Here is a 14,109-nt window from a genome sequence, read left to right on the forward strand (position 1 = left end):
CGGCAATCTGTTCGTTGAAACGTGCTTCATTCGTTCAATTTCAAGGAAGCCCCCTCCCCCAAATTTTTCACTTTTCTTTGTTAAATTCGGTTGACACTAACTTTAAATTATGTTATCTTTATATTAGCGACGGTAGCGTCGCTATAATCTGCCGGCAAGGCAGGGTGTTTGGGAGAATGTATGTGTGCAAAAGAAAGGCTTCCGGCTGATGTCCGCAAAAAGGAAATCAGGGAGGCGGCAAAAAAGGTATTTTTAAAAAAAGGCTTCGGCAGTACCACAATGGAAGACGTTATCGCTGCAACGGGTATGAGCAAGGGCGGGGTTTACCGGCACTACAAAAGCACGGCAGAAATGCTCTATGACCTTATGCTTGACGGCAACGAATACCGCTCCTATCTTTCCGAAGACTTTATGCGCAAGCATGAGGGAATTTCTGTCGAAGACCTTGCAATCGAAATTGCCGTTATGAAAATGCTTGACCCCAACGAGTACAAATCCTTATATGCCATGTTTTTAATGGAAGCGGAAAAAAATAAAAAACTTCAAAAATTACGCGATGAACTTATAAAAGAATCTGCAAAGGAATTACGCTCATTTTTACATGAACATAACTTGGATAAACTCATACCCCTAACAAGCGAAACGGGTATAGCTTTTCTAAATGCCGTCATCGTATCATGCGAAGTCCTATCGGTGGGTAAGGTTTTTAGAAAAAACAAAGATTTTTTTAGAAACATAATTCGTCATTATTTTAGTGAATCAGAGGAGAAACACAATGAACCTGATAAAAAAATACATCAGTAAAAACAAGGGTATGTATGCAGCTTCCATATTCTGCGCCTTGCTAGAAGTCGCTATGGGACTTATTACATACATCACTTTGGCGGGAGCAGCTGCCGCTCTTATCGAAGGCAATAGAGATATGCAGTTTTACACAAAGGCAGCAGGAATTATTTTGATCTGCTTTACGTTAAAAGAAATCTTTGCGGCAATTTCTACATCAATATCGCACAGAGCAACTTTTTCTGCATTGAAGGATATACGCAAAGATATTTCGGACAAGATGTTTAAGATGCCCTTAGGCGACATTCTCGACATCTCATCGGGAAAGCTTAAAAATATTCTTGTCGAACAAGTCGATTCAATGGAAACAACATTGGCTCATCTTGTTCCCGAAATGACGGCAAACATTGCAGGCCCCGTCATTCTGTTAGTGTATATGTTTATTTTGGATTGGAGACTGGGGCTTCTTTCTCTTGTGCCTCTTGTTATCGGCATGATGTTTATGAAAACCACAATGAAATCATACGGAACAAATTATGCCGAATCGGTAAAAATAAATCAGGGAATGAACAGTGCCGTAGTCGAATACATCAACGGTATCGAAGTTATAAAAACCTTCAATCAAAATGAAAAGTCATACAAAAAATACAGCGATGCAGTCTACAACAATGCTTCATTTTATTATAAGTGGATGAAGCAGTGTATGGTCGGCGTTTCGGCATACCGAACTATCTGCCCTATGATGCTCTTAACAATTTTACCCTTCGGCGTTTTATTCTATTTAAATAATTCGATTACGCCTGTTAACCTTATCACGATAATTATCCTTTCATTCGGTACAATCGAAAATATTATTGCAGCAACAAATGCTTTGGATGACCTTGCACGCATAAACACCATTACAGGAGAAATAAACGGAATCTTGGAGTCAAAAGAATTGGTTCATGCAGAGACGAGGGCAGAGATTCCAAATTATAATATAGAATTTAAAAATGTGGAGTTTTCATACAAGGACGGCAAAAAAATATTGAACGGCTTAAATCTTTTATTAAAAGAAAAACAAATTACCGCCATCGTCGGCCCTTCGGGTTCGGGAAAGTCAACCATCATAAGACTCATTGCAGGCTTTTGGGATACAACGGCAGGCAGGCTCAGCATCGGCGGTACGGACATAAGGGCACCTCTAAAAACCTATTTTTTAGTGTACCTATTTATTATTTTAGTAGCTTTTTTATAAATTGTCTAGTGTAAAACTTGGATTCTTTATCTTAGTTCCCTTACTTTTCATTTTATTACCTATATGCTCCCTCATTTTATTTCTTTAGATAGCAATATCGGCATAAGTTGTATGTTAAGTTCATCATTATTATCGAAAATGTTGCACGAGCTAATCCTATCGTTCTTACATATATACCTTTCATTGAGTTTGTCATAAAGCCAAATACATGTTCGACTCTCGCCCGTATTTTTGATTTTTTTCTGTTACCGATTTTTTGTTTTTTACTAAGAGGTTTCCCTCTTGCTCCTCTTTCACAAATTTGCCCTTCTATTCCTTTCGCTTTTAAAATCCTGTCTATTTCTTCTCCTATATAGGCACTATCTGCGTATAATCTTTCATCTTCCCTTTCAATCAAATTTTTTAACTCTCTACTATCATGAACATTGGCTGCTGTTACCGTCGCTTTCAATATAAGCTTACTTTTTTTATCTATTTTTATATGATCTTTATAACCGTAATAATTACGTTTATGCTTCTTTGTCCACCTCGCATCACAGTCTTTTTGCGATAATTTTGCCTTATTTTGTTTTTCTTGCCATTGTTCAGGAATTTTTCCGTTTTTAATTTGTTCATTTTCATCTTTGCTGTTATGCTGTATCGGAGCTTCTACTATTGTCGCATCTATTATCGTTCCCTCTTTTCCTATTAAGTTATTCCTAGCTAATTCTTTTCCAAACTTTTCAAATAACTTTTTTGATACTCTCGCTTCAATGAGTTTTTCTTTAAAAAGCCATATTGTTTTTGAATCGGGTACTTTATCTTTTAATTCCAATCCTAAAAATCTCATAAAGGATAGCCGATCGTTTATTTGATATTCCGTTTGATCATCACTTATGTTGTATAATTTTTGTAAGATTATTATTTTAAACATCATTACATAATCGTATGCAGGTCTTCCGCCTAAACCTTTTGACTCTTTGGTTAATGCTTTTTTTAATAGGGGTTTGAATATTTCCCAATTTATTTTTTCGTTTAATTTTTCAAGACTATCTCCTAACTTGCTTAATACTCTTAAACGATCTTCTTCATCAAATAATCCTTTTTGTTTCATACCTCATTTTATCATCTTTTTAATCTTTTTTAAAGGGGGTTTTTAGAGGTGCCCATAAAAGATATTCCGCTTGCCCGGCTTTCAGAAATTATTTCCTATGTATCGCAGGATAATTATTTATTCGATATGTCCATACGAGAAAACATCAGAATAGGAAAACCCGATGCAAGCGATGAAGAAGTTGAAAGCATTGCAAAAAAATCGGGTTGTGATGAATTTATACGGAACCTTGAACACGGTTACGATACGATAAGCGGTCAAGGCGGAAGCCGTCTTTCAGGCGGAGAAAAACAGCGCATTTCTATCGCCCGTGCTATGTTAAAAAACGCCCCGATTGTTATCCTCGATGAAGCGACGGCATATATGGACACCGAAAACGAGAGCCTCATGCAAAAAGCTATCGGCACCTTGGTACAAGGCAAAACCCTCATTGTAGTTGCCCATCGATTAAGAACCGTCGTCAATGCAGACAACATCGTTGTAATCGAAAACGGCAGCATAGAAAGTACAGGCACTCACACCGAACTTTTGGAAAAATCGGCTCTTTACCGCAGCATGTGGGAAGCAGCTCTTAAGGGAGAAGAATAATGATTAGTGTTTTTAAAAAGATTATCCGCTTTGCTCAAAAGGAGCGGGCAAATATAAGAAAATCGATTATTGCAGGTTTTATGAATGCAGTTTTTAACGCATTACAATTTGCGGCAATTTATTATGTATTAGTTAGAATATTCAATAAAACAATCGGAACAAAAGACATTGCTGTAAGCCTCGGCATCCTGCTTATAAGCCTTGCAGGAAAGATGATTACCAAATATATTTCGCAATTACAGCAAACCCATGCGGGTTATTTTATGGCAGCCGACAAAAGAATCGAAATCGGCGAAAAACTAAAAAAAGTTCCTATGGGATTCTTCTCCGACTTCAGTTTAGGAAAACTCACCACACTCAGCACCACCACTTTAAGCCTCATCGAGGCACAGGTCCCTCTTCTTTTGGTTTTAATGCTAGGCGGTCTACTGAACACAAGCATTTTTGTATTAAGCCTTTTCTTTTTTAACGTAAAAATAGGCTTAATTGCGGTAGGCGGAATGACAGGCTTTTTTATCGTTACCGCCTGTATGGAAAAACGCTCGCGTAAAAATGCCCACCAAATCCATGAAGCGCAACAGGACTTAACAAAGCAGGTGCTTACAACCGTACAGGGAATGTCTGTTATAAAATCCTACAATCTTGCAGGAGAAAATAACAAGGAACTTCACAAGGCCTTTGACGACAACTGCCGCATTACGATGGGTCTTGAAAAAACAATGACACCCTACATTGCAGCACAGCGCATCATTATAGGAGCCGCAATCAGCCTGATGGTTTATTTTTCTTTTAAGCTTTATTTAAAAGGAGCCATGCTTTTACCTGATGCAATTATGTCGATGATTGCAAGTTTTATAATCTTTGAAGGATTAAAAGGAGCAGGCAGTTTGATGGCAATTTTAAGAATTACCGAAAACGCTATCGACAGTTTAAACTATCTTGAAACAATGCCCGAAATACAGGAGGGAGAAAAAACTCAAACAACCGCATCCGCTTTCGGCAATTCAAAAACCGAAATCGAATTTAAAAATGTGTCATTCAGGTATGACGAAAAAAATATTCTTAACAATGTTTCATGCAAGATGAATGAGAAAGAAATTACCGCCGTTGTCGGTCCCTCAGGTTCAGGCAAAACTACTCTATGTAATTTGATTGCACGCTTTTGGGATGTACAAGGCGGAAGTATTTCTATCGGCGGAGTTAATATCAAAGATTTAAGCTTGGAAGATTTGATGAGCAAAATCAGTATGGTATTTCAAAATGTTTATCTTTTTGAAGACACAATCGAAAACAACATCAAATTCGGAAAACCTGAAGCAAGCCGAGAAGAAGTTATCGAAGCTGCAAAAAAAGCAATGTGTCACGAGTTTATCGAAGCCCTGCCTCAAGGTTACGACACTCTTATCGGTGAAGGAGGCGCTTCCTTATCGGGCGGAGAAAAGCAGAGGCTTTCAATCGCCAGAGCTATCTTAAAGGACGCTCCCATAATTATTTTTGATGAAGCAACTGCCAACATAGATCCGGAAAATGAAGACAAGCTGCGCCTTGCCATCGAAGCCCTGACCGCAAACAAAACCATCATCATGATTGCACACCGCCTAAAAACCATCCGCAATGCCGATAAAATTTTGGTACTCCACGACGGCACAATCGAACAAAGCGGAACTCATGAAGAGCTTACGGCTCAAGGCGGTCTTTACAAAAACCTCATCACCGCCAAAAATGAATCGGCGGGATGGAAGCTGTCCAAGAATTGACATCCTTGTCAATTCTTGGACAACGAGTTTACTTCGTAAACTCGATTCTGTTAAGAACCGGCGGCATCCGTGCCGCTTCTGAATTGACATCCTTCTTCAATTGACTTAAAAAACTATTTGAGCTAGAATAAGTCCTATGAAAAAGCGTATCTTTTTGGACAATGCGGCCGGAGCTTTTCCTAAGGCGCCAGGTCTCGATCAAGCTCTTGCAAGAGCTGTTAATATGGGCACGGGAAACATTAACCGCAGCACCTACACCGAAACGGAAGAAGCAGGCCTTGCAGTTATCGAAACAAGGGAACTCTTGTGTAAGCTCTTTAACTTTCAGCCGGCTACCCATGTTATTTTTACCTCGGGAGTTACCGCAAGTTTAAACTATATTATTAAGGGTTTTTTAAAAGCCGGAGACAGGGTCTTAACAAGTTCTTTTGAGCATAATGCCGTAATGCGCCCCTTGGTTCAAATGGAAAAATCGGGCGTTAAGATTGACCGTGTTCCTGCGGTTTTAAAAAACGGAGGAGCCTTTGTAGACACATCCCTAATCGAATCCATGATAAGGCCCGACACCCGTCTCGCCGTGTTTTCTCACGCTTCGAATGTAACCGGCTTTATTCAGCCGATAGAAGAAATTGCCTCAATCCTAAAAAAGCACAATATTCCGCTGGTAATAGACGGAGCCCAAAGTGCAGGCCACATCCCCGTTGACCTTGCAAAATTAAAACCTGCGGCCTTTTGCTTTACGGGACATAAGGGCTTACTCGGCCCGCAAGGAACAGGAGGCATCCTCTTCGATAAGGATTTTGCAAAAGAAGTCGAACCCCTTATCACAGGCGGAACGGGAAGCGCATCCGACTCGGAAGTTACCCCTTCCTTTATGCCCGATAAATTTGAAGCCGGAACTCAAAACATAATCGGAATCGCAGGTCTTTACCACAGCTTAAAATGGCTGGACTCTTTCGGGATTCAAAAGATTCACACAAAAGAACAAAAACTGTTTAAGCTCTTTTTGGATGGAATAAAGGACCTCCCAATAAAAATAGCCGGAGGAGATTCAGCTGAAAACAGGGTCGGAATAGTTTCGATAGATTTTTCAGAGCTAATGGATAATGCAGAAGCAGGCTCCATCCTCGAAGAAAAATACGGCATCCTTACCCGCTGCGGCCTTCATTGTTCGCCTTCGGCACATAAGTCCATCGACACCTTTCCGCAAGGCACGGTAAGATTTTCGACGGGCCCCTTTACCATAGAAGAAGAAATTGAAACGGCAATAAGAGCAGTAAAGGAGCTTTGCTCAAGGACTTAGCTTACCCTAAGTATTTTATCCTCACGCTTGGTCACAAGACCGATAATAGCGGGCTTTCCGCAAGGTGTGTTTTCCAAGGCTTGAGACAATTCCGCATAAAGAGCAGCCGCATCTTCCTTGTCTACCGAAATTAAAAGCCCTCCCGAAGTTTGAGGATCGAACATCAGGTCTTGGTATGCAAGAGGAACATTTTCAAAGGCAACATTTTCTCCGACAAAATCCCTATTGGTATAAACGCCGGCAGGCAAAAAGCCCATTTGAGCGCTTTCAATCACAGAATCATAAACAGGAATGGATTTGTAATCCACCTCAATGCTCATACCGCTCCCCTTCCCCATCTCGTAAAGATGACCGAGAAGGCCGAAGCCTGTAATATCGGTACAGGCGTTTATCCTATATTTTACCATGATATCGCGGGCCTTAGCATTTAAAAAAGCCATAATCTTATAACAGCGGTCAAGCTCTTCAGGCGGCGACATATCGGCCTTTGAAGCCGTAAGCAATACTCCTGTTCCTATGGGCTTGGTTAAAATTAAAACGTCGCCTTCCTTTGCCGTCGAGTTTTCTAAAATTTTTTTAGGATGAACGAAGCCGTTAACGGCCAAACCGTATTTAGGCGAATCGTCATAGATGGTATGCCCGCCGCAGACAATGGCCCCGGCCTCATAAACCTTATCGAAGCCGCCGCGTAAAATTTCTTTTATCATGTCTTCAGGCATATCCTTGGTTATACAAAAAAGATTTAGTGCCAGCTTGGGCTCTCCGCCCATCGCGTAAATATCGCTTAAAGAATTTGCTGCGGCAATTTGTCCGAACATGTAGGGATCACCCGAAACAGGCGGAAAAAAATCTATGGTAGAAATAAGAGCCGTTTCATCGTTTATTTTATAAACTGCGGCATCATCGGAAGTATTAAAGCCTACGAGTAAATTATCGTCATTCCTTACGGAAAAATGTTTTAAAAGTTTATCGAGTGCACCCGCACTCAGCTTTGCACCTCAGCCGGGATTCTTTGCAGATTTTAATAAATCGAAATTTTCATTAATAAGTGAACAGCTCATATCAGCCTCCGAGTAATAATATCTCACAATTTTAAATTATGGTCAAGATAAAAAATAGGGTATTGAACATTTAATTTTATAATTGTATACTCCAACCGACAAAATCTCATTCAGGAGGAAATTATGAAGATGAGTAAAAAGGTAAGAGCTATAGGATTATTTGCAGCAGCTCTTTTGGTATTTGCTTTTGCCTCAGAGCCTAATCCGGTACTTTACGGTACGGCAAAGGTAAAAGGCTCGCCCTCAGCCGGCCCTAACTATGAGTACGGATATTCCGTATGTATAGATGTAGAAATCGATGCCCAAGGCAAGATCATCAAAGTAAGCGATGACGAAAAAAATACCGATGCATCAATAGAAGCTGATGTTACCGGAAATGCAGGAACAAACAAAGTTTATTGGAAAAAATTTTTAGAAGCCAAGGGTTTTGACAAATACAGGAACAAAACCTTAAAGGATGTAAAAAAAATAAATGTAGGTATTCCCGGAAAAGCAGGCCCCGATGTTGTCGGCGGAGCCTCAGCTTCTTCTTTGGCTGTAAAAATGGCGGTTCTTCAAGCCTTAACGCTGGATGCTTCAATAAAAGAACTTGAAACATACAAAAATCCCGAAAACTACAAAAAGGCCGAACAAAAAAAATTGGAAAAAATAGTTACGGAAGGAAAAACTCTTCTTGAAAGTTTAGAAACTTATGAAGAAATAGAAAAGGCCCTTGAAGAATTAAAACAAAAATTGGATGCATTAAAAACAAAATAATAAAGAAACGGCAGTATTGATGAGTTTCTCCAAAACGGAGACCTCATAATACTGCCGCCTTTAATCGCACTACACTTCAACGTACTTGCCGTCTTCACCTAAAAAATAAAAAGCGTCGTAATCAAATTGACTAAAATCATCTTTATTGAAGGCTAGGCCTTCTTTAAAAATTAATTTTAATGCAGTGCCGCAGCTTGAACTTACAGAGCGCGGCACCGGAACAAGTTTTGCAGTCAATCCCCCTGTCTTAGCATTATCCGTTTTATTCACGGCCCTCATGCAGACAAGAGAATCGTAATGCGTATGAAAGGTAATTAAATACTCTTTCATTATTTTGATACGGCAATTTTCCAGCCGTCATCAGTCGGTTCAATCTTTGTTTGAGCCTTTGAATTATCGCAAAAGCGTTTTATATTTTCTTTTGCAGTCTCGTTATCTACCAATACAACAAAGCCGGAATTTGATCCAAGAGCTTTTTTGGTTAAAACCACAGGCTCAGGGCAAGCAAGCCCTCGAGCATCTACAATAATATCAGACATAATCTTTCCTTATAATTAAAACTTATTTATTCTTCAAAGAATAATAGATACTTACAAAGGCTGTAAGAATCAAGCCTACAACAACAGCTATCATACCGGCACTTGTCGGCCCCTTGGGAGAAGAAGCAAGACCGAAGTTGTGAGCAAAGGCTGCACCGGCTATAAGACCTACAACGGTAACTGCCGAATCGCTGTTTCCTTCACCTGTCAAGATTAGCTGTCTTAAGGGGCATCCGCCTAAGAGAACGCTTGCCCAGCCGACCAAAACCATTCCGAGGGCATTCCATAAACCGTCTGTGTGAGCAACAGGCTGACCTGCAAAGCCTAGGTTGAATTTTCCTAAAATAAAAGAACCAACCAATACGGTTACAAGAACAGTAAGGCTTCCCCATAATAGGTGGAAATCTTTAAGCATTATTGCATCGCGAATTCCGCCGACCGTACACATTCGGCTTCTTTGGGCAAGACCGCCTACAACAAGACCGATGGCCAAAGCCAAGAAGATCGGAGCCTTCATAGAGCCGGGGCCCTTTTCGCTGAAAGCAAGAACTGAGGGGAAGGCAACCAAGAGCACAAAGAAGACGATCATAAAGATGATAGGAATTACGCCTTCCTGCTTTGACTGATTATAGGCCCTGTTAAGAGAGAAGTTTTTATTTAAGAAGAAGATACCGATCACAATTCCTACCACAAAGCCTGCTAAACCGAAAATAGCATTTAAGTCTCCTGCACCCAAGCGTAAAAACATTCTTAAGGGGCAGCCCAAGAATACCAAGGCTCCTATCATAACAAAGAAACCCAGGGTGAATCTGGTAAAGGCAGCAGAACCGCCTCTCGGCTTAAATTCTTTTTTTGCAAAGGCCAATACAAAGGCACCTATAACAAGACCTATTACCTCAGGTCTCATGTACTGAACAACACCGGCATTGTGCAGTTTCAATGCTCCGGCAATGTCACGCAAAAAACAAGCGATACAAAAACCCATATTTCCGGGGTTTCCGAATCTTACCAATACAAGAGCGGCAATACCTATAACTGCTCCCGTTACAATTACCATGAGATGTTTTTTCATAAACTCTCCTTTTAAATTTAATTAAGCTAAAAAATAGAATTTTCAAATAAAATCTATCGGGGGAGAGTCTAACAAAAAGAAAATAAAATGTCAATATATTAAAAAAAATAGATATTTATTATTTAATTTAAAAAAGCGGCAAGAGCCGTACCTAAGGTTACAGCCTCATCATTTGTTTTGAGCACAAAATAAATGCCCTTTTTTTCGGTTAAACAGGTGTGTAAACTCTTAAAAATTCTTTCCTTAATCAAAAAGCCTTTTAAAAACATAGAACCGTCGGCACTTATACATATAGGCTTATCCGGAGATTTACCCTTTCCCGTCTTTATACAGGCTGCAGCAATGACGGCAGCCGACAGCCTTCCGGCTCTTTCAAAAAAACTTTTGCATATGGAATAAATCTTAACATAGTCTTCCGAAACCGAATGTGACTCGATGATACCTGAAAAAATATTTTTATCGTGATTTTGATCTTTTAAAAATAAGGAAATTTCCTCACTCGAAAAATTACGAGAATTTAAAAGCATCTTGTTGGCCCGCGACGAAAAAATTCCCTCGGCGGCACCTGCTCTTAAAGCGATGGAGCAAAGCTCTCCAAGATAACGGCCTGAACACATTCTCTCCAAAAAATACTCGTTTTTTAAATTGGAATTTTCAGAGAGGGTTTTATCGAATTTGCTTTGCGGAATCTTATTGCTCTTACCAGACTCGCATACGATTATTTGAGGCTTATTATAAAATTCGGTATCCTTTAGTTTTTCAATTTTATCATACTCGATATATGCAGAATTTAAGCCTGTTCCTAAAACAATGCCTATATGGGAATCGAATCTCTGCTCATTCGTTTCTGAAAATATCCCCGACTGGAGAACTGCAGCAGTATCGTTTACCATAATAACTTTTTTTACTTTTTTCCAAGCCTTTCTTGAAAGAGCCTGAAAAAGTCCCTCATTTATTTTACACTCGCCTATATAAGGCAGCTTTATTTCTTTGGAAAGCTTAATAGCCTGCCCGCCTCCATCAGGAAAAATCTTTATAGCATAGGAAAAGCAAAATGAAACTACCTCAGCCTCATCCTTTAGAGGCTCTAAGTATTCTGCAATGTTGTCAAAAAATTCCTCATTAGTCATTTCCCTGTCAAGGGCCGGCATGGGATGTTTAAAAAAGGAAAGAATCTCAGGCACTCCTTTTTTATCAAAGTATACAAGCCCCGCTCTAAAATTGGTTCCTCCGGCATCTATTATAATTACCTTCTTGTTTTTAGGTACACTGTCGGGAAGATTTTTCCATAAGGGAATCATATCCATGGAAGAAGCAGTCTCGAAATCCACCTTCAATCCCTTTGTCATATCTTCCAAAAGAATTGAAGATGCATATTCTATATCGATTTTATAATCAAAATTATTTCTCTTAAAAAAATCATCTATCTCTTTCATTTAAATAATTCCCTCAAGTCTTAGTTATGGAACAATAACCTACGAGCCTATTTGATTGCCTTCTTTAAGGCTTCTGTCTTGTCGGTCTTTTCCCATGAGAATTCGGGACGGCCGAAATGTCCGTAAGCAGCTGTTTCCTTATAAATAGGGCGTTTCAGATCTAAGGTTTTTATAATACCTGCAGGAGACATATCAAAAACTTCTTTTATTGCCTTTTCTATTTTTTCTTCAGGGACTTCACCGGTATCAAAGGTATCTACTCTGACGGCAACAGGGAAGGGAACCCCTATTGCATAGGCCAACTGAACCTCACAGCGGCGTGCAAGATCTGCAGCTACTACGTTTTTTGCTATGTATCTGGCCATGTAGGCAGCAGAACGGTCAACCTTTGACGGGTCCTTACCCGAAAAAGCACCTCCGCCGTGTCTTCCCATTCCGCCGTAGGTATCTACGATTATTTTTCTTCCGGTAAGACCTGTGTCGCCGAAGGGGCCGCCTATAACAAAGCGTCCTGTAGGATTTATAAAATACTTGGTATCATCGGCCAAAAGTCCGGTCGGCTCCAAAACAGGTTTAATAACCTGATTTATCAGAGTATGCTTTAATTCGTCATATTGAACATCGGGATAGTGCTGATGAGAAAGCACAACCGTATCTATCTTGATAGGCTTAAAGCCTTCGTATTTTACCGTAATTTGAGTCTTTGAATCGGGTCTCAGCCAAGGAATAACCTTTTCCTTTCTGAGCTTTGCAGCATAGCGTAGAACCGAATGAGAAAACATAATGGGAGCAGGCATAAGCTCAGGAGTTTCCTTACAGGCAAAGCCGAACATCATACCCTGATCGCCAGCACCCTGCCGGCCCTTGTACTCATCAAGCCCCGTTCCGTCTACACCCTGAGAAATGTCGGGGGATTGTGAGTGAATCATATTCATAACGGCCATAGAATGGCAGTCCAAACCGAAATCCGTATTTGTATAGCCGATTTCTTCTGCTATAGTCCGTGCAATCTCTTGAATATCTACGTAGGTATTGGTAGTTATTTCTCCGCCGACAAGTACTAAGGCAGTAGAGGCAAAGGTTTCACAGGCTACATGACTTTCAGGGTCGTCTCGTAAACAGGCATCTAAAACCGCATCCGAAATTTGATCACAGAGCTTATCGGGATGACCCTCGCTTACCGACTCTGATGTAAAATAACTTATATCGTTTTTCATATTAACCTCGCATTTTAATAATAGTATCAAGGTTGATATTATATCATAAAATTAGGTAATTTTTCAAGCTCTACGGAATTACCGCTATATGGAAGTACTAAAAGTTTATCTTACTATACCGTTAAAAGCCGGAATTTTTAAAGTTTTTCTAGGCTTTTTCTTTTTTTAAAAATGAAAGCTTTGTTTCCGAAATTATTATCGCTATAAAAATTAAGATAAAGCCTAAAACCGAATAAACGTCAAGGCTTTCACCCTTAAATATAACCGAAAAGATAATTCCAAAAATAGACTCAAGCCCTAAGATAATGGCGGCACTTGAAGCATCCGTGTGCTTTTGCCCTATGTTTTGTAAAAGAAGAGCAAGTCCCGTACAAATGGCAGCAAGGTAAAGTACGGAACCTATGGACGAATAAGACCAAACTATTGCACTATTATCTTCAAAAATAAGGGTTACAAGCCATGAAAGTATTGCAGCCGCACCGAACTGGATAATCGTCATAAGAATCGGATCCTTTCTCTTGCTTAATCGTGTAATACTTATAATGTGGCTTGCAAAAAGAAGACCGCTTAAAAGAGCATAGAAGTCTCCCATGGTTATTCCTACACCAGAAGAAAGCACCAAATCCTTAAAGGACACAAAGCCTATTCCCAAAATACACAAAACCGCTGCAGAGGCATTGTACCTATCCGGACGAACCTTGTTCACAATCCAGCCTAAAAAGGGTACTATCACGCAATAAGAAGCCGATAAAAAAGCGCTTCTTCCCGGAAGACCTCCCGCAGTTGTAACGCCGAAGGTTTGACTGGAATAAGCTATAAATAGAAAAAAGCCGACAATTCCTCCGCTTATAAGGTAGTCTTTGTTTATAAGTTTTAACTTTTTATAAAACACAAGACAAAGCAATAAACAGGCAATAGAAAACCTCAAGCCCAATAAAAAATTAGGCTTAAAAAAATCGGTAGTTTCGCTTACAACTACAAGAGAACTACCCCATACTATAGCAACAAGTAAAAGGGCTAAACGCGATAAAACATTAATCTTGGTATTAGTCAAAATAAAATCCTTTGCATCGTCAGTAAAACGGCAAATGCAAATGCCTCAAAAAGTTCCGGAACGAGCTTTCCTTTTTGAAAAAGGTTTATTACATATTAGGAGGGTATTATACAAGAAAACAAAAAAAAAGACAAGTCGATGGAAAATTGTACAAAAATAATCCTATTGACATCTTTTTATATTTTATATATAATCAGCCTTTAATCCTAAAGC

12 protein-coding genes and 2 pseudogenes are annotated in these 14,109 nt (G+C 39.6%); 6 read left to right on the plus strand and 8 right to left on the minus strand.

The genetic code is table 11. The features are described from left to right. The first annotated feature begins 180 nt into the window (after positions 1-180). The gene (locus E4O07_RS09220) at positions 181-804 is read left to right on the plus strand and encodes a TetR/AcrR family transcriptional regulator (RefSeq protein ID WP_253685151.1); all 624 of its coding nucleotides are present in this window, start codon (positions 181-183) and stop codon (positions 802-804) included. Then, positions 776-2,020: an ABC transporter transmembrane domain-containing protein gene (locus E4O07_RS09225; protein WP_253685152.1), complete on the plus strand. Its 1,245-nt coding sequence runs from the start codon at positions 776-778 to the stop codon at positions 2,018-2,020. Before E4O07_RS09220 ends, E4O07_RS09225 begins: the two co-directional genes overlap by 29 nt. Positions 2,021-2,096: 76 nt before the next feature. Here the strand turns inward: E4O07_RS09225 and E4O07_RS09230 are convergent, their stop codons facing one another. After that, positions 2,097-3,113, minus strand: a complete 1,017-nt coding sequence (locus E4O07_RS09230) for an IS5 family transposase (RefSeq protein WP_253730558.1) — start codon at positions 3,111-3,113, stop codon at positions 2,097-2,099. Between the two features lie 54 nt (positions 3,114-3,167). On the opposite strand from E4O07_RS09230, the pseudogene E4O07_RS09235 reads away from it, so the two are divergent. The 3 genes and pseudogenes from E4O07_RS09235 to E4O07_RS09245 form a co-directional block, all read left to right on the plus strand. After that, positions 3,168-3,701 (plus strand): annotated as a pseudogene (locus tag E4O07_RS09235) (ATP-binding cassette domain-containing protein); the annotation flags it as partial. Continuing rightward, the gene (locus tag E4O07_RS09240; RefSeq protein WP_253685155.1) at positions 3,701-5,458 is read left to right on the plus strand and encodes an ABC transporter ATP-binding protein; all 1,758 of its coding nucleotides are present in this window, start codon (positions 3,701-3,703) and stop codon (positions 5,456-5,458) included. The pseudogene E4O07_RS09235 and the gene E4O07_RS09240, both read left to right, overlap by 1 nt. Before the next feature lie 136 nt (positions 5,459-5,594). Continuing rightward, on the plus strand, positions 5,595-6,761 hold the full coding sequence (locus E4O07_RS09245; protein ID WP_253685156.1) for an aminotransferase class V-fold PLP-dependent enzyme: 1,167 nt from the start codon (positions 5,595-5,597) through the stop codon (positions 6,759-6,761). On the opposite strand, the gene selD is transcribed toward E4O07_RS09245, so the two are convergent. Next, complete coding sequence (gene selD / locus E4O07_RS09250) at positions 6,758-7,822, minus strand: selenide, water dikinase SelD (RefSeq protein WP_253685157.1); 1,065 nt, start codon at positions 7,820-7,822, stop codon at positions 6,758-6,760. The genes E4O07_RS09245 and selD overlap by 4 nt on opposite strands. 123 nt (positions 7,823-7,945) lie before the next feature. Between selD and E4O07_RS09255 the strand changes: the two genes are divergently transcribed. Beyond that, positions 7,946-8,578 (plus strand): FMN-binding protein, encoded by a 633-nt coding sequence (locus E4O07_RS09255; protein WP_253685158.1) that lies wholly within the window; start codon positions 7,946-7,948, stop codon positions 8,576-8,578. A 69-nt stretch (positions 8,579-8,647) separates the two neighbouring features. Here E4O07_RS09255 and E4O07_RS09260 read toward each other — a convergent pair whose 3' ends face one another. From E4O07_RS09260 to E4O07_RS09285, 6 genes and pseudogenes are all read right to left on the minus strand, one after another. Beyond that, entirely contained in the window at positions 8,648-8,908 is a 261-nt protein-coding gene (locus E4O07_RS09260; protein ID WP_253685159.1) for a putative Se/S carrier protein, read from the minus strand. Next, on the minus strand, positions 8,908-9,117 hold the full coding sequence (locus tag E4O07_RS09265) for a sulfurtransferase TusA family protein (protein WP_253685160.1): 210 nt from the start codon (positions 9,115-9,117) through the stop codon (positions 8,908-8,910). Before E4O07_RS09265 ends, E4O07_RS09260 begins: the two co-directional genes overlap by 1 nt. A gap of 22 nt (positions 9,118-9,139) precedes the next feature. Then, entirely contained in the window at positions 9,140-10,189 is a 1,050-nt protein-coding gene (gene yedE, locus E4O07_RS09270) for a YedE family putative selenium transporter (protein ID WP_253685161.1), read from the minus strand. 122 nt (positions 10,190-10,311) lie between these two features. Next, positions 10,312-11,625 carry a hexokinase family protein gene (locus tag E4O07_RS09275; RefSeq protein WP_253685162.1) on the minus strand — a complete coding sequence of 438 codons (1,314 nt, stop codon included), beginning with the start codon at positions 11,623-11,625 and terminating at the stop codon, positions 10,312-10,314. 47 nt (positions 11,626-11,672) lie between these two features. Further along, complete coding sequence (gene metK, locus E4O07_RS09280) at positions 11,673-12,842, minus strand: methionine adenosyltransferase (protein ID WP_253685163.1); 1,170 nt, start codon at positions 12,840-12,842, stop codon at positions 11,673-11,675. 148 nt (positions 12,843-12,990) lie between these two features. Then, positions 12,991-14,043: pseudogene (locus E4O07_RS09285) on the minus strand (DMT family transporter). Between the last annotated feature and the right edge of the window lie 66 nt (positions 14,044-14,109).

The organism is Treponema sp. OMZ 798, from assembly GCF_024181385.1.
In the GTDB taxonomy this organism is placed as follows: domain Bacteria; phylum Spirochaetota; class Spirochaetia; order Treponematales; family Treponemataceae; genus Treponema_B.

What these genes read in the sequence shown, in the direction of transcription:
- E4O07_RS09220 (WP_253685151.1), top strand. Translation starts at nt 181, where the DNA reads ATGTGTGCAAAAGAAAGGCTTCCGGCTGATGTCCGCAAAAAGGAAATC.
- E4O07_RS09225 (WP_253685152.1), top strand. Translation starts at nt 776, where the DNA reads ATGAACCTGATAAAAAAATACATCAGTAAAAACAAGGGTATGTATGCA.
- E4O07_RS09230 (WP_253730558.1), bottom strand. Translation starts at nt 3,113, where the DNA reads ATGAAACAAAAAGGATTATTTGATGAAGAAGATCGTTTAAGAGTATTA.
- E4O07_RS09240 (WP_253685155.1), top strand. Translation starts at nt 3,701, where the DNA reads ATGATTAGTGTTTTTAAAAAGATTATCCGCTTTGCTCAAAAGGAGCGG.
- E4O07_RS09245 (WP_253685156.1), top strand. Translation starts at nt 5,595, where the DNA reads ATGAAAAAGCGTATCTTTTTGGACAATGCGGCCGGAGCTTTTCCTAAG.
- E4O07_RS09255 (WP_253685158.1), top strand. Translation starts at nt 7,946, where the DNA reads ATGAAGATGAGTAAAAAGGTAAGAGCTATAGGATTATTTGCAGCAGCT.
- E4O07_RS09260 (WP_253685159.1), bottom strand. Translation starts at nt 8,908, where the DNA reads ATGAAAGAGTATTTAATTACCTTTCATACGCATTACGATTCTCTTGTC.
- E4O07_RS09265 (WP_253685160.1), bottom strand. Translation starts at nt 9,117, where the DNA reads ATGTCTGATATTATTGTAGATGCTCGAGGGCTTGCTTGCCCTGAGCCT.
- yedE (WP_253685161.1), bottom strand. Translation starts at nt 10,189, where the DNA reads ATGAAAAAACATCTCATGGTAATTGTAACGGGAGCAGTTATAGGTATT.
- E4O07_RS09275 (WP_253685162.1), bottom strand. Translation starts at nt 11,625, where the DNA reads ATGAAAGAGATAGATGATTTTTTTAAGAGAAATAATTTTGATTATAAA.
- metK (WP_253685163.1), bottom strand. Translation starts at nt 12,842, where the DNA reads ATGAAAAACGATATAAGTTATTTTACATCAGAGTCGGTAAGCGAGGGT.